Source organism: Pseudomonas sp. TCU-HL1 (assembly GCF_001708505.1).
Taxonomy (GTDB): Bacteria; Pseudomonadota; Gammaproteobacteria; order Pseudomonadales; family Pseudomonadaceae; genus Metapseudomonas.
Window position 1 is genome coordinate 1,553,171 of record NZ_CP015992.1, and the last position, 21,684, is coordinate 1,574,854.

Here is a 21,684-nt window from a genome sequence, read left to right on the forward strand (position 1 = left end):
CTGCGAAGGATTGTGCCGCTCTGCGGGCCGGTGCCGGCATTAGCTGGTCATTTGCCGACTATGCTTGGTTGGCGGTCGAACACAGCGCTTCGGGCGGGTCGATGCTCGTTGCGGTTCGTGCCGGCGCCGTCGATTCGTGGGGTTCGGATGCCGTTTCTGATTCGTGCGTCGGAAGGCATGCTGGAGATCGTGAAATGGATTTTTTCAAGAGCGAGAACGCAGCAGGGCAGGCCATATTCAGCACCCGCTCGCGCCCGGCCCGATGGCACCGCATGTACTTCTTCCTCGCCGGCTTCGACGTGCTGGTCGTCGTACTGAGCGTGCTGCTGAATCACCTGATCGTCGATACCTATCACCGCTCCATCAAGGCCAACCAGTCCTGGGTCCTGCAGTTGTCCAGCTACTCGACGCTGGGCAGCCTGGCCTCGGCCGTCAACGCGCCGGGCAACAACGTGTTCGACACCCACGATGTCGAGGCCGAACACCGGAACATGAGCGAGGCGCTGCGTGCCTTCAACGATCACCTGGCGACGGCACGGCAGCAGTTGCAGGGCCGCATCGAAAACCAGGTCGAACACAGCGCGGATATCCAGGCCTACGCGCTGGCGCTGAAGGATGAAGTCGACGCCGTCGACGTGGCGATGGTCGAGATGGTGAACGAGGCCTTGCTGATCTTTTCGTACTTTCGCGACGGGCAGTCGGACAATGCCGGCAAGCGCATGGCAACCATGGACCGGAAGTATTCCGAGCTGCTCGCCTCGCTTGCCGCCGTGCGGGAGCGCGTCGGGTTGATTCAAAGCAAGCTCCTGGAAGAGGAGCTGGAGTCGGTCGAATTCCTGCGCCGGATCGAGTACGCCATCATGCTGTTCGTGCTGCTGATGGTCAGTGCGGCGATGCTCTACGGGAGCAAGATCCGCCGGGAGATGGAAGCGCACGCCGCCGAGCGGGAGGGCTACCTCACGGTGCTGCGCGAAAGCGAGCGGCAGTTCCGCCAGCAGGCGTCGTTACTGGACAAGGCCCAGGATGCGATCGTGGTTCATGGGATGGACCATCGCATCCTGTACTGGAACAAGAGCGCCGAGCGCCTGTACGGATTGTCGAAGGAGGAGGCCTTGGGCCAATCGGCGCAGGAACTGATCTACCAGGGCCAATCCGCGTTCAACGAAGCAACCGACAGGCTGATCGAAGTGGGGGACTGGGCCGGCGAGGTCACGCTCAAGCGCCGGGACGGCAGCCTGATCACCCTGGAAAGCCACCGCACCCTGGTACGGGACGATGACGGCCAGCCGCAATCCGTCCTGTCGATCAACACCGACATCACCCACCGCAAGACGGCGGAACAGGAGGTCAAGCGACTGGCCTTCTACGACCAGTTGACCGGTCTGGCCAACCGGCGACTTTTGCTGGATCGCTTGCAGCATCTGCTGGCAGTCAGCGCCCGCAGCCTGCATACCAGTGCGGTCATACTCATCGACCTGGACAACTTCAAGGCCCTGAACGACACGCTGGGGCACGACCGCGGGGACATGCTGCTGCAGCAGGTCGCCCATCGCCTTTCCAACTGCATACGCGAAAGTGACACCGTGGCCCGGCTGGGCGGCGACGAATTCGTGGTGCTGCTGGAGAACCTGAATGAGAGCCCTCCGGAAGCGGCCATTCAGGTCAAGGCGATTGGTGAGAAGATCATCGACGCGCTGAACATTTCCTACCCGCTGGATGGCTACGACCATCACAGCACCCCCAGCCTCGGCATTGCCCTGTTCCAGGGCCAGTTGAACACCGTCGACGACATCATGAAGCGCGCGGACCTGGCGATGTACCGCGCCAAGGCGGCGGGTCGCAACACCATGCGGTTCTTCGACCCGGAGATGCAGGCGGTCGCCACGGCACGTGCCCGGCTCGAAGCAGACTTGCGCCAGGGCTGGCAGAACAAGGAACTCGTGCTGCATTTCCAGCCGCAGGTGAACAGCGAAGGGCAGGTGATCGGGGCCGAGGCGCTGATGCGATGGCAGCACCCGGAACGCGGCGCCATCCTGCCCACCGAGTTCGTGCCGTTGGCCGAGGAAACCGGGTTGATCCTGCCGTTGGGGCATTGGGTGCTGCAGAGCGCTTGCGCCCAGCTGACGGCTTGGTCGAAGCATCCGGAAACCGCCCGCCTGGGCATGGCTGTGAATGTCAGCGCACGCCAGTTCCACCACCCTGATTTCGTCGGAGAGGTGCTGGAAGTGCTGAGGTGCACCGGGGCCGATCCGAAGAAGCTGAAGCTGGAACTGACCGAAGGGCTGCTGGTGGAAGACATGGAAAGCACCATTGCCAAGATGATGGAGCTGAAGGAAATCGGCATCGGCCTGTCCCTGGATGACTTTGGCACCGGCTACTCGTCGCTGTCCTACCTGAAGAGCCTGCCGCTGGACCAGCTGAAGATCGATCAGTCGTTCATCCGCGATGTGCTGGTGGACCCCAACGATGCGGCCATTGCCTGCGCGATCGTAAGCCTGAGCCGGATCCTTGGGCTTTCCGTGATTGCCGAAGGCGTCGAGACCGAAGCCCAGCGTGCCTTCCTGTTCAGCCATGGCTGCAAGACCTACCAGGGCTACCTGTTTTCCCCGCCGATGCCGGCCGAGCGGTTCAGGGAGTACGTGCACGCGCGGTCGATGGCCGAGCACTGATTTCCCGGCAAGGTGCTGAACCTTGCCTGGGCGCCGCAGTCATAGCCCGGTCCCGATGTCATCATTCCCCTCTCGCAAGCCCTGTCATGTCCCCGATCATTCGCACCTTTCGCCTGGCTCCGTTGCTCCCCGTCGCCCTGTTGTCCCTGTTCGCCAACCCCGCCCAGGCCGGCGATGAGCGACAGTTGCTGGCCGCCATCAACGACTACCGTACCCACAGCCAACGTTGCGGGTGGCGCACGGTCCAGGGGGCGCCGCCGCTGGTGCTGAAGTCCAGCGTGGCCTTGCCGGTGGAGTATCGGGGGGAGCTGCGAAGGGGGTTGAGCAACGCCGGCTACCAGGCGGGCGAGGTGCGCACCATCCGGCTGTCCGGGGCGCGTGACGCTGGGGCGGCTTTCAAGATGCTCCGCAATGATTACTGCAGCGACCTGCTCGACCGGCAGGTGGCCGATATTGGCATCAGCCGCAATGGCAACCAGTGGCGCGTGGTGCTTGCGCGGCCATTGGCCAGCGCGCAATTGGGCGATGCCCGCTCGGCGGGCCGGACGCTGCTGGCCCAGGTCAACGCCGCGCGGGCCAAACCGCGTCGGTGTGGCAGCAAGCGTTTCGCCGCTGCGCGTCCCCTGACCTGGAGCGCCGCCCTCGGAACCGCCGCCCAGCGGCACAGCCGCTCCATGGCTGAGCGCGATTACTTCTCCCACAACGACCCTAACGGCGATTCGCCGTTCGACCGGGCGCAGGCCGCCGGTTACCGGGGCCGGCAGGTCGGCGAAAACATCGCTGCCGGCCAGGGCTCGCCCCGCGCTGCCATGGACAGCTGGCTGGCTAGCCCCGGCCATTGCGCCAATCTGATGAACCCCCGCTTCACCCACGTCGGCGCGGCCTATGCCTCGCAGATCCGCAGCGAGAACGGCATCTACTGGACGATGATGTTCGGCGCGCCGTGACTCCGGGCTCTCCATTGTGGGAGCGAATTCATTCGCGATGTGTTTGGGGGCCTTGCCACCACTGATGGGTATTGCTTCACTCCAGCGGAGCGCCGCCCGCCACATCCTGCGGAGCTGATGAAGCCAGGTAGGGTGCGCTGTGCGCACCAACGGTTGAACGAGGCGCAAGAGTTGATCCCGCGATCGGTGCACATGGCGCACCCTACGTTGGGGGCTGTGCAGGTCATGCCGCGAAGCCCGACGTCATTGCACACCCTTGTCCTCGATCAGGTCGGCGTCGAACAGGTGCTCCAGTTCCGTGCGGGCTTCGCGGGCGGTCTGGATCATGGCGGCGTCGTCGTTGTAGACCCGGTGCTGGGCGGCGAGCACTTCCTCGTCGTGGCGCTGGAAGCGGCGGATGCGCGCGTTGGCCCGGTCTTCGTCGAGGCCCATGCCGAGCAGGGCCTGGCGGCTCATTTCCAGGGCGGAGTGGAAGGTCTCGCGCACGGGCACGGCGCCGAGGTCGAGCAGGCGATGGACATGCTGGCGGTTGCGCGCGCGGGCGATGATCTTGATGTGCGGGTAGAGGTGTTTCACCCGTTCGGCGGTCTTGAGGTTGGTGTCCGGATCGTCGGTGGCGATGATCAGGAAATCGGCCTTGTCCACCTTGGCCGCGCGGAGGATTTCCGGACGCAGCGGGTCGCCGTAGTAGATGGGCATGCTCCCCAGGCTGCGGCCGTAGTCGATCATTTCCACGGCGGTATCCAGCGCCACGAAGGGCACGCGCTGGGCGCGCAGCACACGGGCGATGATCTGGCCCATGCGGCCCATGCCGGCGACCACCACGCGCGGTTCGTCACTGTCGATACGGGCATATTCCTCCGGCACATCCACCGGCGCCGGCCTGGCCTTGAACAGGCGGAACAGGACCAGCACCAGCAGCGGTGTGATGGCCATGGACAGGGTGATACCGAGTACCAGCAGGTCGTGCAGGCGGTTGTCCAGCAGCTTCTGCTCGAAGGCCAGTTTGAACACCACGAAGGCGAACTCGCCGCCGGCGGCCAGTATGATGCCCAGGCGAATGGCGTGGGCGCGATCCAGTCCGCCACCGTGACGGCCGACGAGATAGAGCAGCGGGAGCTTGATCAGCACCAGCAGAAGGGTCAGGCCGATGACCAGCAGCGGCTCGTTCAGCAGCAGGCCGAAGTCGGCGGTCATGCCCACGCTGATGAAGAACAGGCCGAGCAGCAGGCCCTTGAAGGGTTCGATCTGGGACTCCAGTTCGTGGCGGTATTCCGAGTCCGCCAGCAGCAGGCCGGCGATGAATGCACCGAGGGCCATGGAGACGCCGACCAGCTCCATCAGCCAGGCGGTGCCGATCACCACCAGCAGCGCGGTGGCCGTGGAGACTTCCTGCAGATGGGTCTTGGCGACGATGCGGAACACCGGCCGCAGCAAATAGCGGCCACCGACGATCACCGCGCCAATGCTGCCCACCACCTGCAGCAGGTGGACCAGGGTGTCGCGGTCGGCTTCCAGTTCACCCGCGCCGCTGATGACGGGCAGCAGGGCGATCAGCGGGATGGCGGCGATGTCCTGGAACAGCAGGATGGCGAAGGCCAGGCGGCCGTGGGGGCTGGTCAGTTCCTTGCGCTCGGCAAGGATCTGCAGACCAAACGCGGTGGATGACAGCGCCAGGCCCAGGCCCAGCACGGCGGCGGTGTTCAGCGATTGGGCAAAGCCCAGCCAGGCGATAGCACCGATGACCAGGGAGGTGAGCAGCACCTGGGCCAGGCCAATGCCGAACACCGAGCGGCGCATGACCCAGAGGCGCCTTGGCGAGAGTTCCAGGCCAATGATGAAAAGCAGCAGCACCACACCCAGTTCGGAGAGGCGGGCGACGCTTTCGGTGTCGCTGATCAGGCCCAGCGCAGAGGGACCGATCAGCACCCCGGCGGCGAGGTAACCCAGTACGGCTCCCAGTTGCAGGCGCTTGGCCAAGGGAACCGTGATGACGGTGGCAAGCAGGAAAATCACTGCCGCCTGCAGCAGGCTGCCGTCGTGGGGCATGCGTCACTCCTTCGTTTGGGGCTTGCGGGGGGCGGCATCTTAGAGCAAGGCGCGGTGTTGCGTAGGGTGGACAGCGCTTTTCCTGTCCACCAGGCAGAGTGCGATTTGGCACCAAAGGTGAATAAAAGAGCGTTATCCACCCTGCGACTGTTCGGGGGACCGGGCTGCGCCGAGTCGGCGCAGCCCGGTGCAACTCACTTGGCGGTGAGGGTGCTGTAGCTGGTTATCAGGTTACGGTAGTCGGGGATGTGGTTGGAGAACAGCGCGGCCAGGCCTTCGATGTCGTTGCGCCAGTCGCGGTGCAGCTCGCAGGCCACGCCGAACCAGGTCATCAGCTGGGCGCCGGCGGCCTCCATCCGGCGCCACGCGGCATCGCGGGTGACCTCGTTGAAGGTGCCGGAGGCGTCGGCGACCACGAACACGTCATAGCCTTCCTCCAGGGCCGACAGCGCCGGGAAGGCCACGCAGACCTCGGTCACCACACCGGCGATGATCAGCTGTTTCTTGCCGGTGGCCTTCACCGCCTTGACGAAGTCTTCGTTGTCCCAGGCATTGATGTTGCCGGGGCGGGCGATGTACGGCGCATCGGGGAACTGCGCTTTCAGTTCGGGCACCAGCGGGCCGTTGGGGCCGGTCTCGAAACTGGTGGTGAGGATGGTCGGCAGCTTGAAGTACTTGGCCAGGTCACCCAGGGCCAGCACGTTGTTCTTGAACTTGTCGGGCTCGATATCCCGTACCAGCGACAGCAGGCCAGCCTGGTGATCGACCAGCAACACCGCGGCGTTGTTCTTGTCCAGACGCTTGTATTGGAACGACATGGTGAATCTCCTTGCTTGGGTTTTTGCCCGTCCTCGAGAGGCGGACGGCGTGGGGTCAGCGTTGCGAATCCAGTACTTCGTTGTCCTTGGTCACTTGCTGCGTTTTCAGGTAGCTCTCGATCAGCAATTGATAGTGCGGGAATACATGACTGTAGGCGTCGGCCCACTGGGCTGCATCCGGGCGGTTCCAGGTTCGTTGAACTTCAGAGCAGACGGCTGCGGTGTCCATGGGCACGACGCCGGCCTGGACGATCCGCGCCAGGGTGATGGCCGTCCTGGCCGAAGCGGTTGCCCGCCGGCCCACGAGTCCATCGTGGGGATTGGCCGGACCAGGCGAGCGCCCGGCCCGGCGTGTGACCGTCAGTCGTCCATGTGGCCGAAACGGCCGCTCTGGAAGTCCTGGATCGCCTCGCGTATCTCGGTTTCGCTGTTCATCACGAAGGGGCCGTAACCGACGACCGGCTCGTCAATGGGCTCACCGGAAAGCAGCAGCACCAAAGCCTGGTCATTGGCTTCCAGCAACAGTTCGTCGCTGTCGGATTCAAACAGTGCCAGTTGTCCTTCGCGCACGAGGTCTTCGCCGTTGACCAGCAGGGTGCCGCGTAGCACCACCAGGGCGGTGTTGCGGCCGGGGCGGAAGTCGAGACTGACCGGTTTGCCAGGGTTCAGGCGGATGTCCCAGACGTCCATCTCCGTGAAGGTGCGTGCCGGGCCGTGCTTGCCGTCGAACTCGCCGGCGATCAGGCGCAGGCTGCCGGCCTGCTCTGGCAGGGGCAGGTTGGGGATGTCGGCCTCCAGGATGGTCTGGTAGCCGGGCGCCGCCAGCTTGTCGCGGGCCGGCAGGTTGACCCAGAGCTGGACCATTTCCAGGGTGCCGCCACTGCGGGTGAAGGCTGCGGAGTGGAACTCCTCATGGAGGATGCCCGAGGCCGCCGTCATCCATTGCACGTCACCGGGGCCGATCAGCCCGCCGGCGCCGGTGGAATCCCGGTGCTCCAGTTCGCCCTGATAGACGATGGTCACCGTCTCGAAGCCCCGGTGCGGATGCTGGCCGACGCCGCGTGGACGTTCGGCGGGGGCAAACTCGGCGGGGCCGGCGTAGTCCAGCAGCAGGAACGGGCTGATGTGCTTGCCCAGACTGTCGTAGGAGAACAACGAGCGAACCGGGAAACCGTCGCCCACCCAATGGGGCCGGGGGCTGGTGTAGATGCCGCGAATCTTTTTCATGGTGTGCCTCCTGAAGTGCATGGGGCACATCTTGAAACCGCAACACTGCCTCCGGTAGTCGGGCTAAATTGGCCTCAGAGTCCTATTTGGAGAACGCTGGTGGAAGACCTCAATGACCTCTACTACTTCGCCCAGGTGGTGGAGCACGGCGGCTTCGCCCCGGCCGGCCGGGCGCTGGACATGCCCAAGTCCAAGCTCAGCCGGCGCATCGCCAACCTCGAAGAACGGCTGGGCGTGCGGCTGATCCAGCGTTCGACACGGCATTTCTCGGTTACCGAGATCGGCCAGGAGTACTACCGCCATTGCGTGGCAATGATGGTGGAGGCGGAGGGCGCCGCCGAGGTGATCGAGCGCAACCGCTCGGAACCCCAGGGGGTGGTGCGTATCAGTTGCCCTACGGCGCTGCTGGACTTCTGGGTGGGGCCGATGCTGACCCGCTTCATGGTGGAGTACCCGTTGGTGGCGTTGCACATCGAGAGCACCAACCGCCAGGTGGACCTGATCCAGGACGGCATCGACGTCGCCCTGCGCGTGCGTTTCCCGCCCCTGGAGAGCACCGACCTGGTCATGAAGGTCCTGGCCAACAGCACCCAGAGCCTGGTGGCCAGCCCGCGACTGCTGGAGAACACGCCGCAACCTCTGGTGCCGGCGGATCTGGCGAGCCTGCCGAGCCTGCACTGGGGGACATCGCTGCGCGAGTACATCTGGCAACTGGACGGCCCCGATGGCGCCAGTGCGTCTGTACGCCATCATCCCCGACTGGTCACCGATGATCTGCTGGTGCTGCGTCAGGCAGCCGAGGCGGGCGTAGGGGTGGTGCATATTCCCTGGGTGGTGGTGCGCGAGGAACTGGCCAGCGGCCGATTGGTGCAGGTAACGCCTGACTGGGCGCCGAGGACGGGCATCGTGCATGCCGTGTTCCCGTCCCGGCGTGGACTGCTGCCCTCGGTGCGGACCTTGATCGACTTCCTGGCGGAGGCCTTCAAGGAGAGCGGGATCAGGTGATGGGGGAGTAAGTCTGTGGGAGCGAATGAATTCGCCCCCACAGAAAGAGCACAGCGGAACGACATCGCACGGACAGCCCCCTCTCCCTTCAGGGAGAGGGTTGGGGAGAGGGGGTTAGTCTATTCGCGAATGAATTCGCTCCTTCTACAGAATGGGGGCGCTTCAATGCGCCCCGGCGCCCTTCACCAGGTCGCTTTCGTTCCACTCGGTGTAGACGCAGGCATCCGCCGCCGCCCAGCGCACCATCACCGGGGCGCCCGGTTGCAGGGGGGCGGTGGTGCCAGAGAGCTCTTTCAGGGTCAGGCTAGTGCCACCTGCGGTGACCACGCTGCAGGTCAGGCTTTCGCCGAGGAACACGGTCTCCGCCACTTTCGCCTGGATCTGGTTCCAGCCTGCGGCCAGGTGTTCGCCGGCGGCCTGTTCCGGGGTCAGCACCTGGGCTTTCTCCGGGCGCACCATCAGCACCAGGTCCTGGCCGCTCTGCAGGCCAGCGGTCGGACGGATGGCCAGCGACTGGCCCTCGAAACTGGCGCCGGCGTTGCCCTGGGCCTTCACCTTGAGGAAGTTGGAGTTGCCGAGGAAGGAGGCCACGAAGGCGTTCGGCGGGCTCTGGTAGAGGTCATAGCCGCTGCCCAGGCCGACGATCTTGCCGTGGCTGAAGATGGCGATGCGCTGGGACAGGCGCATGGCTTCTTCCTGGTCGTGGGTGACGTAGACGATGGTGATGCCGAGGCGGCGGTGCAGGTGGCGCAGTTCATCCTGCAGGTCTTCGCGCAGTTTCTTGTCCAGTGCGCCCAGGGGTTCGTCCATCAGCAGGATGCGCGGCTCGTAAACCAGCGCACGGGCAATCGCCACTCGCTGCTGCTGTCCGCCGGAGAGTTGGGCCGGGCGGCGTTGGGCGAACTTGTCCAGCTGCACCAGCTTGAGCATGGCCTCGACGCGGCGCTCGCGTTCGCCAGCGGTCTGTTTGCGGATATCCAGCGGGAAGGCGATGTTGTCGCGCACATTGAGGTGCGGGAACAGCGAGTAGCGCTGGAACACCATGCCGATGTCGCGCTTGTGCGGCGGCACGTTCACCAGGGACTTGCCGTCCACCAGGATCTCGCCGGAGCTGGGCGTCTCGAAGCCGGCCAGCATCGACAGGGTGGTGCTCTTGCCCGAGCCACTGGAGCCGAGGAAGGTGAGGAATTCGCCGTCCTGGATATCCAGGGAGATATTGTCCACGGCGGCGAAGTCGCCGTAGTGCTTGTTCAGGTTGCGCAGGCTGACCAGGGTTTTGTTTTCGCGGGTGTCTTGGATCACGGCACTCATTTTCTTTACCTCGGCGCTCAGGCGCTTGCAGGGTTGCGCCGGCGCAGCACGGCGGCGATCACCATGACCAGTACGGACAGACCGATCAGCAGCGTCGAGGCGACGGCGATCACCGGGGTCAGGTCCTGGCGTAGGGTGGTCCACATTTTCACGGGCAGGGTCTGCAGGGTCGGGCTGGCCATCATCACGCTCAGCACCACTTCATCCCAGGAGACCAGGAAGGCGAACAGGGCGCCGGCCATCATGCCGGGGCGAATCGCCGGGAAGGTCACCTTGACCACCGCCTGCAGCCGCGAGGCGCCGCAGATCACCGCGGCATCCTCGATGGACTGATCGAACAGCTTCAGCGAGTTGATGATCGAGATGATGGTGAAGGGCAGGGCGACGATCACGTGGCTGACCACGAAGGAGAACAGCGTCCCGGTGTAGCCCAGCTTGAGGAACAGCGCGTACACGGCCACGGCGATGATCACCAGCGGCACGATCATCGGCAGGGTGAACAGGCCGTAGAGGAACTCGCGGCCGGGGAACTTGCCGCGCACCAGGGCGAAGGCGGTGGGCAGGCCCAGGGCCACGGAGCAGATCGTGGTCAGCACGGCCACCTTGAGGCTGGCCAGGGCCGATTCCATCCATTCGGCGTTGGAGAAGAACTGTTCGTACCACTTCAGCGTCCAGCCCGGCGGCGGGAACACCAGCCACTGGGAGGAGCCGAACGACAGCAGCACGATGAACAGGATCGGCAGCAGCAGGAAGGCTGCAATCGCTCCGGTGGTGAGGTAGAGGCCGATGCGCAGGCGCAGGCCCATGGCGTTGGGTGACAGCAGCATGGCTTACCTCGCAGTACTCGAAGCGACAGGCGATTCCGGCTGCAGCTTCAGGTAGACGTAGAACAGTGCCAGGGTGATGGCGATCAGCAGCGCGGCGGCGGCGCTGGCCAGGCCCCAATTGAGGAAGGACTGCACCTGCTGGACGATGAACTCCGGCAACATCATGTTCTGCGCGCCACCCAGCAGGGCCGGGGTGACGTAGTAGCCCAGCGACATGACGAAGACCATCAGGCCACCGGAGAACAGGCCCGGACGGCACAGCGGCAGGAACACCTTGGTGAAGTTGGTCCAGGGGCTGGCTCCGCAGATCGAGCCGGCCTGCAGCACCATCGGATCGATGGCCGACATGGTGGCCTGCAGCGGCAGCACGATGAACGGGATCATGATGTAGCTCATGCCGATCACCACGCCGGTGAGGTTGTGCACCATCTCCAGTGGCTGGTCGATGATGCCCAGCGCCATCAGCATCTTGTTGATGACGCCCGAGGCTTGCAGCAGCACCAGCCAGGAGTAAGTGCGTGCCAGCAGGCTGGTCCACATCGACAGCAGCACGATGTTCAGCAACCAGCGGCCCCAGCCACGCGGCACCAGGGTGATCACCCAGGCCAGGGGGAAGCCCAGCAACAGGCTGATCAGGGTCACCAGGCCGCCAACGGCGAAGGTGTTGAACAGCACGCGGGCATAGGCCGAGTTGGCGAACAGCTGCTCGTAGTTGCCGAGCCCCGGCGTGGGTTCGAGTACGCCACGCAGGAGCAGGCCGATCAGTGGTGCGAGGAAGAACAGGCCGAGGAACAGCAGGGCGGGGATCAGGTTGCGGGCACCGCGCCAGCGCAGGGTGGTCTCGTTGACTTGATTCATCGACGCAGCCTTGGAGTCAGTGCCAGCGGAGGCGCGGGCTGCGCCTCCGCTGGCCTTGGCCGGCGAGTGGGGCTGGATGGCAGCCATCTTCACTTGACCAGCCATTCGTTCCACCGCGCGGCGATAGCCGGGCCGTTTTTGGCCCAGTACGCGTAGTCGAGCGTGATCTGTTCTTTAGCGTAGGCAGTGGGGAGGTTGGGGGCGAGGTCTTCCTTGATCTGACCGACGCTGTCGACGTTCACCGGGGCGTAGGCCGTGAGGTTGGCGAAATCGGCCTGGCCCTTGGCGCTGCTGGCGTTGGCCAGGAATTTCATGGCCGCGTCCTTGTTCTTGGCGCCTTTGGGGATGACCAGGAAATCGGCCATGACCAGGTTCTGCTTCCAGCTCACGCCAACCGGGGCGCCGTCCTGCTGCAGGGCATAGACGCGACCGTTCCAGAACTGGCCGAGGGTGGCTTCACCGGAGGCTAGCAGTTGCTGGGACTGGGCGCCGCCGCCCCACCAGACGATGTCTTTCTTGATGGTGTCGAGTTTCTTGAAGGCGCGGTCCAGGTCCAGCGGGTAGAGCTTGTCGGCGGCTACGCCGTCAGCCAGCAGGGCCAGTTCCAGCACGCCGGGGCTCGGCCACTTGTACAGGGCGCGCTTACCCGGGTAGTTGGTGGTGTCGAACAGGGCGGTCCAGTCCTGCGGGGCGTTGGCGCCAACCTTGCCCTGGTTGTAGCCGAGTACGAAGGAGAAGAAGAAGGAGCCGACGCCGTGGTCGGAGACGAAGCGCGGGTCGATCTTGTCGCGCTGGATCACGCCGAAGTCCAGGGGTTCCAGCAGGCCTTCAGCGGCGGCACGCAGGGCGAAGTCGGCCTCGACGTCCACCACATCCCACTGCACGTTGCCGCTCTCGACCATGGCTTTCAGCTTGCCATAGTCGGTGGGGCCGTCCTGCACCACGCGAATACCGCTGGCCTCGCTGAAGGGCTCGGCCCAGGCCTGCTTCTGCGCATCCTGGGTAGTGCCGCCCCAGCTCACGAAGCTGAGATTGTCGGCGGCGATGGCCGCGGTGCCGGTTGCGGTCAGGACTGCTGCGGCGAGTACCGCGATTGCACGTTTTTTGAACACCATCTTGCTTGCCCTCATTGTTGTGTTTGTACGCAAGCGGGCTTCGCTTTCTACCCGCTTATCAGGAGCAGGGGACCCCAGTGGGGCCGTCAAGGGCGGCCGTGTCGAGTGCTCTTGTTCATGCTGGTCCCTGGCGGGTGCACTCGCAATAAATCTCCGGCCTACGGAATGTCATATTATGGTATTCCAAACTTTGTGCAAGTCCTCGGCGTTGCCGATCATCGGCGATGGATAGTTGGGGGCATTTCTGTAGATCCTATGCAAAGGCCGCCCGCACGCCGATTCTTAATCCGGGGGATAGAAGGTTTGGCCCAGAGGAGGAATCGACATGCGAACGGCCTACGTTGAACAGCATAGTGCGAACGAACCGGTCTTGGCAGTGGCGCTGGAGTTGGCCAGGGCCAGTTGGAAAGTGGCGCTGAGTGATGCCCGGCGCGCCCCCCGGCTGAAGACAGTCGACGCACCGCAACCCCTGGCGCGCCTGGAGCAGGTGGTGCAAACGATCGCGGAGACGCGCGCGCTCTGGGCGTTGCCAGCGTCCGCCAGAGTGGTCGTGGTGTATGAAGCGGGCCAGGATGGCTTCTGGCTACAGCGCGCCTTGCAGGCGCGTGCGCTGGAGGTCCTGGTGATCGATCCAGCGAGCCTGCTGATGGCGCGGCGGAGGCGTCTGGCCAAGACTGACCGGCTGGACGCCTTGCGCCTGGTGGAGGCCCTGCTGGCCTGGCTGCGTGGCGAGCAGCGGCGTTTTCAGGTGGTGTGCCCGCCCAGCGTCGAGGACGAGGATCGCCGGCACTGGGGGCGCGAGCGCCAGCAGTTGCAGCGCGAGCTGCAGCAGCACCGCAACCGGATCGAGAAGCTGCTGGCGACGGTGGGCTGCTGGACCCGGCTGGATCGTGCCGGCCGCCAACAACTGGCCGAGGGCACGCTGCAGGACTGGGCTGGCCAGGCGCTGGGGGCGGCGCTGCAGGCCCGCCTGCAGCGGGAGCTGCAACGCTGGCAGGAGGCCCGGACCCAGCTGCGGCGGCTGGAGCACGAACACGCGCAGCGCTTCGGCACCCGCCAGGCCGAACAAGTGGCGCGACTGAGCCAGTTGCGCGGCATCGGCACCGTCGGCGCCCGGCAACTGGTACTCGAGCTGTTCTGGCGGCAGTTTCGCAACCGCCGTCAGTTGGGGGCCTGCGTTGGCCTGGTGCCCTCGCCCTACGACAGCGGCACGCTGCGGGTCGACCAGGGCATCAGCAAGCAGGGTAATCCCCGGGTCCGCGCGCTGCTGGTCGAACAGGCCTGGCTATGGCTGCACTACCAGCCGAACAGCGCCCTCAGCCACTGGTTCGCCAAGAAGGCCGGCGGTGATTGCCGTCGCAGTCGACGGGTAGCGATCGTGGCCCTGGCGCGACGCCTGGTGATCGCCTTGTGGCGCTACCTGGAGCGCGGTGAGCTGCCGGCGGGTGCAACACTGAAAGCCGTGCCCTGACACCACCACTCAGCCAGCGAGCCGCGACGAAAGAGTTACGCAGTCAACACGCCCGTAATTCGCCCGGGTCATCAGCGCGATGACCGATCTTGTAGAAAGGGTGTGGTGCAAAGGGGTATGCCTGAGCGCAACGCGCAAGCAGGATCGTGTTGGTCCTCGTGACCAGCGGATAGAAGGTGGTGAGACGCTAGGTCTCACGAGCAGCATGCCCCGCTGCCTTGATGCGTGCCCCAAGTCATGAATCGGAGGAACAGGCCTTGACACCGAGATCTTCATAGAAGGGGCGAATTCATTCGCCAAGGGCTGCGAAGCAGCCCCCCTGGCCTTGCAGGGCAGACCTCCGGCCTGCTTGGCGAATGAATTCGCCCCTACAGAAGCATGGCCCGGTGCAGGGAGGAGCGGCGGTTCAGGGCCTTGGCTCACCCCTCGAACGGCAGGGTATCCACCACTTCCAGGTCATAGCCGGTCAGGCCCGCGTACTTCAGCGGCGCGCCCAGGTGGCGCAGTTTGCCCACGCCCAGGTCCTGGAGGATCTGCGCGCCGGTGCCGACTTCGGAGTAGATACGCGACTGCGAGCGGCTGAACTGCCGGCGTGGCTGGGTCAGCTGCGGCACGCGTTCCAGCAGGGCCTGGGAGGATTCGTTGTTGGCCAGAACCACCACCACGCCGCGCCCGGCCTCGGCCACTTTCTGCAGGGCGGCCCAGAGGGTCCAGTTCTTCGGCCCGGTGTACTCGGCACCCACCAGGTCGCGCAGGGGGTCGATCACGTGCACCCGCACCAGGGTCGGTTCGTCGCGCTGGATGTCGCCCATCACCATGGCCATGTGTACGCCCCCTTCGATGCGGTCCTCGTAAGTGACCAGGCGGAAGGTGCCATGCACGGTGGGCAGTTCGCGCTCGCCGATGCGGGTGACGGTGTGCTCGGTGCTCAGGCGGTAGTGGATCAGGTCGGCGATGGTGCCGATCTTGATGCCGTGCTTTTCGGCGAAGGTTTCCAGGTCCGGTCGGCGGGCCATGCTGCCGTCGTCGTTCATCACTTCGACGATCACCGCCGCCGGACTGAAGCCGGCCAGGCGTGCCAGGTCGCAGCCGGCTTCGGTGTGGCCGGCACGGGTCAGTACGCCACCTTCACGGGCCCGCAGGGGGAAGATGTGGCCCGGCTGCACCAGATCGTCGGCCTTGGCGCCCGGCGCTACGGCGGTCAGCACGGTGTGGGCGCGGTCGGCGGCGGAGATGCCGGTGGTCACGCCGCTGGCCGCTTCGATGGAGACGGTGAAGGCGGTGGCGAAGGCGCTGCCATTGGCCGGCACCATCTGCTCCAGGCCGAGGCGTTCGCAGTGTTCATCGGTCAGGGTCAGGCAGATCAGGCCTCGGGCTTCGCGGGCCATGAAGTTGATCGCCTCGGGGCTGCACTTCTCCGCCGCCAGCAACAGGTCGCCCTCGTTTTCGCGGTCCTCGTCGTCCACCAGCAGGACCATCTTGCCCTGGCGGAAGTCTTCGATGATTTCTTCGATGCGATTGAACGGCATGGTGCGACACCTGGCTGGATCAATGAGAAAGGTTTCTGGTATACCATAATACCAATTTAACCGGAACTGCAGAGGTCAGCATGAAGGCTTACTGGATCGCCCACGTCGATGTGACGGACCCGGAACGCTACAGCGAATACACCCGCCGCGCCCCGGCAGCGTTTGCCCGATACGGCGGCAAGTTGCTGGCCCGTGGCGGCCGTTCAGAGGCGATGGAAGGCCGTGCTACTCCCCAGCGTAGCGTGGTGATCGAGTTCGAATCCTATGATCAGGCCCTGGCCTGCTACCGCTCGGCGGAATACCAGGAAGCCTGTGGATATCGCCAGGGGGTGGCGAAGGCGGAGGTGATCATTGTGGAAGGGGTGGTGCCTTGACGCGGGGCCTGCCCTCTCCCCCAGCCCCTCTCCCTGAAGGGCGAGGGGAGCTTGACCGCGCGGACTCACCCATCAGTTCTTCGAGATGACTTCGGAGTCTCCTGCTGGCTCGCAAGCATCAGGCTCGAGTCACCCCTCTCCTCTTCAGGGAGAGGGGGCGGGGGAGAGGGTGCTACCGGATGAAGTGAATCTTCCCGGTATCGTCATTGCCCATATAGATGCCGTACACGCCCGCCTGGCGTTCCTCGATGTAGCGCTCGAGGATCTGCCGGATGGCCGGGTAATAGATGGCGTCCCAGGGAATCTCTTCGGGGGCGAAGAAGCGATAGTCCAGGGTCTCCGGGCCGTGCTGGCCGGTCACTTCCAGGGCGGTGGCGCGGAAGATGATGTAGACCTCGCTGATCTTCGGCACGCTGAAGATGGAGTAGGGAGAGACGATTTCGGCGCGCACGCCGCTCTCTTCCCAGACTTCGCGCAGGGCCGCTTCCTCGGTGGTCTCGCCGTTCTCCATGAAGCCGGCTGGAAGCGTCCAGGTGCCGGGGCGCGGCGGGATGGCGCGCTGGCAGAGCAGGTACTTGCCGTCCTGCTCGATGATGCAGCCGGCGATGATCTTCGGGTTTTCGTAGTGGACGTAGCCGCAGTCCGCGCATACCAGCCGTTCGTGGGTGTCCCCGGCGGGACGCTGGCGGCTCAGGCCGCCACTGCCGCAACCGGGACAGAAGCGCGGGGAGGGCATGGTATCAGCGTCCGATGCGCGGCTCTTTCAGGGCGATCGGGCTGGCGATGTCGCGCACGTTGCCCGGTTCGTCCTGCTTGGACTTGAGGTAGTCCAGGGCCACTTTGGCGGCGGCGCGCACGTGGTCCACCGAAGCCTGGTGGGCGGCCAGCGGATCGCCGCTCTTGATGGCTTCGACGATGCGCTCCATTTCCTTGTTGCTGGCGCCGCGACGGTTTTCCTGGGACACCGAGGTCGCGCGCAGGTAGCTGATGCGCGCCTGCAACTGGCGCAGTTGGGTGGCGGCGATGTGGTTGCCGGAGCCTTCCAGCAGCACGTCGTAGAAACCTTGTACGGAGTCCAGCACCTGTTGCAGCTCGCCTTCCTCGAGGGCCTTGCGGTTCTCCTCCAGGGCGCGTTCCAGGGCGCGAATGTCCTTGGCCTTGGCGTTGAGGGTGAAGAGCTGGACGATCAGGCCTTCGAGCACGCAGCGCAGCTCGTAGATGTCGCAGGCGTCTTCCAGGGTGATGATGGCCACGCGCGGACCCTTGGCATCGGCGAACTCCACCAGGCCTTCCGACTCCAGGTGGCGCAGGGCCTCGCGTACCGAGGTGCGGCTGACGCCGAGGCGGTCGCAGAGGTCGCGCTCCACCAGGCGGTCGCCCGGCAGCAGCTGGAAGTTCAGGATGGCACCCCGCAGCTTGTCGAGGACGATCTCGCGCAGGGTGACGGGATTGCGGTTGACCTTGAAGCTGTCGTCGAGGGGCAAGCGTTTCATGTGGTCCGCTCTGGTTATGGCTGTCCGTAGGAAAAACGAAGGAGCACCAGAGGGTGCTCCATCATCGGGTGGCGCCGGCGGTCAACCTTGTGCCTCTGCATCGGCCTCGGCGAAGGCTTCACGGGCGATGCGGAAGCTGTCCACCGCCGCCGGCACACCGCAGTAGATGCCGACTTGCAAGAGAATCTCGCGGATCTGCTCGCGGGACAGGCCGTTACGCAGGGCGCCGCGAACGTGCAGCTTCAGTTCGTGGGGGCGGTTGAGCGCCGAAATCATGGCCAAGTTTATCATGCTGCGTTCTTTCAGCGATAAGCCGTCCCGGCCCCAGACGTGGCCCCAGCAGTACTCGGTGACCAGCTCCTGCAGCGGGCGGGTGAAGTCGTCGGCGTTCTGGATCGACTTGTTCACATAGGCCTCGCCCAGCACCTGGGTACGGATTTCCAGGCCCTTGGTGTACTTGTCGTTGCTCATGGGGTTCTCCTTCGGCAACGCCGGTTGCGAATAAAAAAGGGGCCGCTGTCGAGAGTGGCGACCAGCGGCCCTGAAGGTGACTCAGGAAATCTCCGGCAGGGCGCCCAGCTTGCCCTTGTGGTAGAGCATGGGCGTGACCTCGTCCTTGGGCAGGATCAGGTTCTTCACCGCTCCCACGATGATCGCGTGGTCACCGCCGTCGTACTCGCGCCACAGCTCGCATTCGATGATCGCGGTGGCCTTGGACAGCAGCGGGTTGCCCAGCTCGCTCAGGTGCCAGTCGATGCCCTTGGCCTTGTCCTTGCCCTTCTTGGCGAAGGCGTAGGCTTCGGCCTGCTGGTCGGCACAGAGCAGGTGGATGGCGAACTGCTTGCTGTCACGCAGGATTGGGTAGGTGTCCGAGGCGTAGTTAGGGCAGAACAGCACCAGGGCCGGGTCGATGGATAGGGCGCTGAAAGCGCTGGCGGTGATGCCGACGATCTCGCCCTCGGCATCCAGGGTGGTGACCACTGTGACGCCGGAGGGGAATGAGCCCATCACTTCTTTGTAGATGCCGGGTTCGATCATGGGGATGTCCTCTCAGCGCATCACGAAGGGGTCGGGCATGGGCGCCTGCGAGAGGTTGATCCACACCGTCTTCAGCTCGGTGTAGGCCAGCACCGAATCGATGCCGCTCTCGCGGCCGTAGCCGCTGTTGTGGAAACCGCCGATAGGCGCCATGGCCGAAACCGCGCGGTAGGTGTTGACCCAGATGATCCCGGAGCGCACGTCACGGGCCATGCGATGGGCGCGGCCCAGGTCGCGGGTCCAGATGCCGGCAGCCAGGCCGAACTGGGAGTCGTTGGCGATCGCCAGGGCTTCCGCCTCGTCCTTGAACCGAATGACCGAGGCCACCGGGCCGAAGACTTCTTCTTGCATGATCTTCATCGAGTTGCTGTCGCACTCGAACAGGGTCGGCTCGTAGTACCAGCCCTGTTCGTCGATTGCCGGACGCTTGCCACCCATGCGCAGGCGCGCGCCTTCGGCGAGGGCGTCAGCGACAAGGCCTTCGACCACGGCGAGTTGCTGCGCGGTGGCCATGGGGCCCATCTCGCTGCTCTCGTCCTGCGGGTTGCCGATGCGGATGCGCTGGGCGCGGGCTACCAGGCGCTCGACGAACTCGTCGTAGATTTCGTCCTGCACCAGCAGGCGCGAACCGGCCACGCAGCTCTGCCCGGAGGCGGCGTAGATGCCGGCCACGGCGCCGTTGATGGCGCTGTCCAGGTCGGCGTCGGCAAAGATGATGTTGGGCGACTTGCCACCCAGTTCCAGCGACAGCTTGGCGAAGTTCTCCGCGCTGCTGCGCACCACGTGGCGCGCGGTGGCGGCGCCGCCGGTGAAGGCGATCTTGCGCACCAGTGGATGGCGGGTCAGCGCCGCGCCGGTGCTGGGGCCGAAGCCGGTGACCACGTTGACCACGCCCGCCGGGATACCGGCCTCCAGCGCCAGGCGCGCCAGTTCGAGGATGGTCGCCGAGGCGTGTTCCGAGGGTTTCAGCACGATGGTGTTGCCGGCGGCCAGGGCCGGGGCCAGCTTGATCGCGGTGAGGTAGAGCGGGCTGTTCCAGGGAATGATCCCGGCCACCACGCCCAGCGGCTCATGCACCGTGTAGGCGAACAGCTCGGGCTTATCCAGCGGCAGGGTACCGCCTTCCAGCTTGTCGGCCAGGCCCGCGGTGTAGTGGAAGAATTCGGGCAGGTAGCCGACCTGGCCGCGGGTTTCGCGGATCAGCTTGCCGTTGTCGCGGCTTTCCAGCTGGGCCAGGTGTTCCTTGTTCTCGGCGATCAGGTCGCCCAGGCGGCGCAGCAACTTGCCCCGCGCGGTGGCGGAAAGGCCGCGCCAGGCCGGGTTCATGAAGGCCTTCTGGGCCGCCTGCACGGCACGCTCCACATCCGCCTCGTCGGCATCGGGCAGTTCCGCCCAGGGCGCGGCGAGCGCCGGGTTGAGGCTTTCGAAGGTCTTGCCGGACAGCGCATCGACCCACTGGCCGTCGATGCACATCTGGAAGCGTGCGAGCGTCATGCGACGATCCCCTTTGCTGGGTTCTGTAAGGTCTGCGCGTGCTGGAGGAAATCCAGCAGCACCTGGTTGACCAGGCGCGGCGACTCCACCGGCATCATGTGCCGCTGCTCTTCGAGTACCGCCACCTGGGCACCGGGAATGCGCTCGGCGAGTTGCCGGGCCATTTCGGGCGTCGAGCCCGGATCCAGTTCGCCGGTGGCGACCAGGGTTGGCACCGTGATGCTGCCGAGGTCGTCTACGCGGTACATATCCTGGGTAGCGAACAGCTCATAAGTAGTCAGATAGCCCTGCGGATCGTTGCTGGCAAGGGTTTGGCGAATAGCGGCGATCTGCGCGGGGTTTGCTGCCTGGTACTCGCGGCTGAACCAGCGCGACAGGGCCGCTTCGGCGTTGGCGTCCGGGCCGTGTTCGGCGGCCTGGCGTGTGCGTTCGATCACCCCGGCGCGCTGTTCGGCGCTGCGGTTGAAGACGCTGTTGAGGATCACCAGCCCCTCGATATGCTGCGGGTAGTGCAGGGCGAAGGCCCGTGCCACCAGGCCACCCATGGAGAAGCCGATGACGGTTGCCCGCTCCAGCTTCAGGTGCTCCAGCAATTCACGCAGTTGCTCGGCATAGCCCTGCAGCCCGGTGCCCGCTTCAGGGCGCGGGCTGGCGCCATGGCCAAGCATGTCGTAGGCGATGACCTGGAACTGCGGGGCCAGGCCAACGATCTGGCCGCCCCACATTTCCTTGTTCAGACCGACGCCGTGGATCAGCACCACGGGGTGGCCTTGGCCGGTCGCCAGATAACTGGTGCCGGCCGGTGTGCGTTCAGCGGTGAGCCGAATCATGGATCGCTCCTGCACGGGCCTTGGGATCACTGGGCCTGCTCGGCGGCCAGTTCTTCCAGATCGATGTAGCGGTTGCCGATGCGCGGATGCAGGCGGCCACCGTCGGCGGCGCCCAGCACAACGATGATTTCGTCGGCGCGCGGTGCGTCTTCGATCTGCATTTCAAGGGTGATGTAGTGGGAACGCAGGCCTTCGTCGTCCTTGTGCATCATCGGGATCTGGATCGAGGTGCCCGGGCCACCGCGCTTGTTGGTGAAGCTCAGGTAGCTCTTGGCGTTCACCGCCTGGCGGTAGTGGTTGCCGAAACGCAGGGTGTGGATAACCGCGGAAGCGTGCTCGATTTCGCCGTCGGCGCCGACCACGGCGGCCTTGCCATAGGCCTCGATCTTCGCTGCACCGCCGATGGCGGCGGTCAGGCGCTCGACCATCATGGCGCCGAGGTCGGAGCAGTTGGCCTTGATCTCGGGCTTGAGGTCTTCGACGAAACCACGGCCGAGCCACGGGTTCTTGATCACAACGGCCAGGCCCACCATGGTCACGGGCTTGTCGGTGGCCTTGCCGCCTTCGATGAAGGTCTCTTCCACGTAGCTGACGATCTTGCGGATTTCGAAGCTCATTGGGCTCTCCTG

At 65.1% G+C, this 21,684-nt stretch carries 20 protein-coding genes and 1 pseudogene; 5 read left to right on the forward strand and 16 right to left on the reverse strand.

Features of this window, described 5'->3' with window-relative positions; translation table 11 throughout:
* The first annotated feature begins 194 nt into the window (after positions 1 to 194).
* Together THL1_RS07210 and THL1_RS07215 are read left to right on the forward strand one after the other, a co-directional pair.
* A complete protein-coding gene (locus tag THL1_RS07210; protein ID WP_069082623.1) occupies positions 195 to 2,669 on the forward strand; it encodes a putative bifunctional diguanylate cyclase/phosphodiesterase in 2,475 nt (824 codons plus the stop codon).
* Positions 2,670 to 2,755: 86 nt separating this feature from the next.
* On the forward strand, positions 2,756 to 3,616 hold the full coding sequence (locus THL1_RS07215) for a CAP domain-containing protein (RefSeq protein ID WP_069082624.1): 861 nt from the start codon (positions 2,756 to 2,758) through the stop codon (positions 3,614 to 3,616).
* Positions 3,617 to 3,859: 243 nt separating this feature from the next.
* Here THL1_RS07215 and THL1_RS07220 read toward each other — a convergent pair whose 3' ends face one another.
* The 4 genes and pseudogenes from THL1_RS07220 to THL1_RS07235 form a co-directional block, all read right to left on the reverse strand.
* Positions 3,860 to 5,665 (reverse strand): monovalent cation:proton antiporter-2 (CPA2) family protein, encoded by a 1,806-nt coding sequence (locus tag THL1_RS07220; RefSeq protein WP_069082625.1) that lies wholly within the window; start codon positions 5,663 to 5,665, stop codon positions 3,860 to 3,862.
* 194 nt (positions 5,666 to 5,859) lie between these two features.
* Positions 5,860 to 6,483, reverse strand: coding sequence for an isochorismate family cysteine hydrolase YcaC (gene ycaC, locus THL1_RS07225; RefSeq protein WP_069082626.1), 624 nt, complete (start codon positions 6,481 to 6,483; stop codon positions 5,860 to 5,862).
* 55 nt (positions 6,484 to 6,538) lie between these two features.
* Positions 6,539 to 6,757: pseudogene (locus THL1_RS07230) on the reverse strand (hydrolase); the annotation flags it as partial.
* Between the two features lie 86 nt (positions 6,758 to 6,843).
* Positions 6,844 to 7,710, reverse strand: a complete 867-nt coding sequence (locus THL1_RS07235; protein WP_069082627.1) for a pirin family protein — start codon at positions 7,708 to 7,710, stop codon at positions 6,844 to 6,846.
* Positions 7,711 to 7,806: 96 nt separating this feature from the next.
* On the opposite strand from THL1_RS07235, the gene THL1_RS07240 reads away from it, so the two are divergent.
* Positions 7,807 to 8,715 carry a LysR family transcriptional regulator gene (locus THL1_RS07240; RefSeq protein WP_069086439.1) on the forward strand — a complete coding sequence of 303 codons (909 nt, stop codon included), beginning with the start codon at positions 7,807 to 7,809 and terminating at the stop codon, positions 8,713 to 8,715.
* Positions 8,716 to 8,877: 162 nt separating this feature from the next.
* On the opposite strand, the gene THL1_RS07245 is transcribed toward THL1_RS07240, so the two are convergent.
* From THL1_RS07245 to THL1_RS07260, 4 genes are read right to left on the reverse strand one after another with little or no spacing between them, the layout of a single operon-like run.
* Positions 8,878 to 10,026 (reverse strand): ABC transporter ATP-binding protein, encoded by a 1,149-nt coding sequence (locus THL1_RS07245; protein ID WP_069082628.1) that lies wholly within the window; start codon positions 10,024 to 10,026, stop codon positions 8,878 to 8,880.
* Positions 10,027 to 10,043: 17 nt separating this feature from the next.
* The gene (locus THL1_RS07250; protein ID WP_069082629.1) at positions 10,044 to 10,853 is read right to left on the reverse strand and encodes an ABC transporter permease; all 810 of its coding nucleotides are present in this window, start codon (positions 10,851 to 10,853) and stop codon (positions 10,044 to 10,046) included.
* Positions 10,854 to 10,856: 3 nt separating this feature from the next.
* On the reverse strand, positions 10,857 to 11,816 hold the full coding sequence (locus THL1_RS07255) for an ABC transporter permease (protein WP_145928269.1): 960 nt from the start codon (positions 11,814 to 11,816) through the stop codon (positions 10,857 to 10,859).
* Complete coding sequence (locus THL1_RS07260; protein ID WP_069082630.1) at positions 11,801 to 12,826, reverse strand: ABC transporter substrate-binding protein; 1,026 nt, start codon at positions 12,824 to 12,826, stop codon at positions 11,801 to 11,803. The genes THL1_RS07255 and THL1_RS07260 overlap by 16 nt, the downstream gene beginning before the upstream one ends.
* A gap of 325 nt (positions 12,827 to 13,151) precedes the next feature.
* On the opposite strand from THL1_RS07260, the gene THL1_RS07265 reads away from it, so the two are divergent.
* A complete protein-coding gene (locus tag THL1_RS07265) occupies positions 13,152 to 14,297 on the forward strand; it encodes an IS110 family transposase (RefSeq protein ID WP_069082015.1) in 1,146 nt (381 codons plus the stop codon).
* 419 nt (positions 14,298 to 14,716) lie between these two features.
* Here THL1_RS07265 and ribBA read toward each other — a convergent pair whose 3' ends face one another.
* On the reverse strand, positions 14,717 to 15,826 hold the full coding sequence (ribBA, locus tag THL1_RS07270; RefSeq protein WP_069082631.1) for a bifunctional 3,4-dihydroxy-2-butanone-4-phosphate synthase/GTP cyclohydrolase II: 1,110 nt from the start codon (positions 15,824 to 15,826) through the stop codon (positions 14,717 to 14,719).
* An 80-nt stretch (positions 15,827 to 15,906) separates the two neighbouring features.
* Between ribBA and THL1_RS07275 the strand changes: the two genes are divergently transcribed.
* The gene (locus THL1_RS07275) at positions 15,907 to 16,200 is read left to right on the forward strand and encodes a DUF1330 domain-containing protein (protein ID WP_069082632.1); all 294 of its coding nucleotides are present in this window, start codon (positions 15,907 to 15,909) and stop codon (positions 16,198 to 16,200) included.
* A gap of 172 nt (positions 16,201 to 16,372) precedes the next feature.
* On the opposite strand, the gene THL1_RS07280 is transcribed toward THL1_RS07275, so the two are convergent.
* From THL1_RS07280 to THL1_RS07310, 7 genes are all read right to left on the reverse strand, one after another.
* Positions 16,373 to 16,936 (reverse strand): NUDIX hydrolase, encoded by a 564-nt coding sequence (locus tag THL1_RS07280; protein WP_069082633.1) that lies wholly within the window; start codon positions 16,934 to 16,936, stop codon positions 16,373 to 16,375.
* A 4-nt stretch (positions 16,937 to 16,940) separates the two neighbouring features.
* Positions 16,941 to 17,693, reverse strand: coding sequence for a GntR family transcriptional regulator (locus THL1_RS07285; protein ID WP_069082634.1), 753 nt, complete (start codon positions 17,691 to 17,693; stop codon positions 16,941 to 16,943).
* An 81-nt stretch (positions 17,694 to 17,774) separates the two neighbouring features.
* Positions 17,775 to 18,164 (reverse strand): carboxymuconolactone decarboxylase family protein, encoded by a 390-nt coding sequence (locus THL1_RS07290; protein ID WP_069082635.1) that lies wholly within the window; start codon positions 18,162 to 18,164, stop codon positions 17,775 to 17,777.
* A gap of 81 nt (positions 18,165 to 18,245) precedes the next feature.
* Positions 18,246 to 18,731: a flavin reductase family protein gene (locus tag THL1_RS07295; protein ID WP_069082636.1), complete on the reverse strand. Its 486-nt coding sequence runs from the start codon at positions 18,729 to 18,731 to the stop codon at positions 18,246 to 18,248.
* 12 nt (positions 18,732 to 18,743) lie between these two features.
* Positions 18,744 to 20,225, reverse strand: coding sequence for an aldehyde dehydrogenase (locus THL1_RS07300; RefSeq protein ID WP_069082637.1), 1,482 nt, complete (start codon positions 20,223 to 20,225; stop codon positions 18,744 to 18,746).
* The gene (locus THL1_RS07305) at positions 20,222 to 21,055 is read right to left on the reverse strand and encodes an alpha/beta fold hydrolase (RefSeq protein WP_069082638.1); all 834 of its coding nucleotides are present in this window, start codon (positions 21,053 to 21,055) and stop codon (positions 20,222 to 20,224) included. The genes THL1_RS07300 and THL1_RS07305 overlap by 4 nt, the downstream gene beginning before the upstream one ends.
* Before the next feature lie 26 nt (positions 21,056 to 21,081).
* A complete protein-coding gene (locus THL1_RS07310; RefSeq protein WP_069082639.1) occupies positions 21,082 to 21,672 on the reverse strand; it encodes an amino acid synthesis family protein in 591 nt (196 codons plus the stop codon).
* Between the last annotated feature and the right edge of the window lie 12 nt (positions 21,673 to 21,684).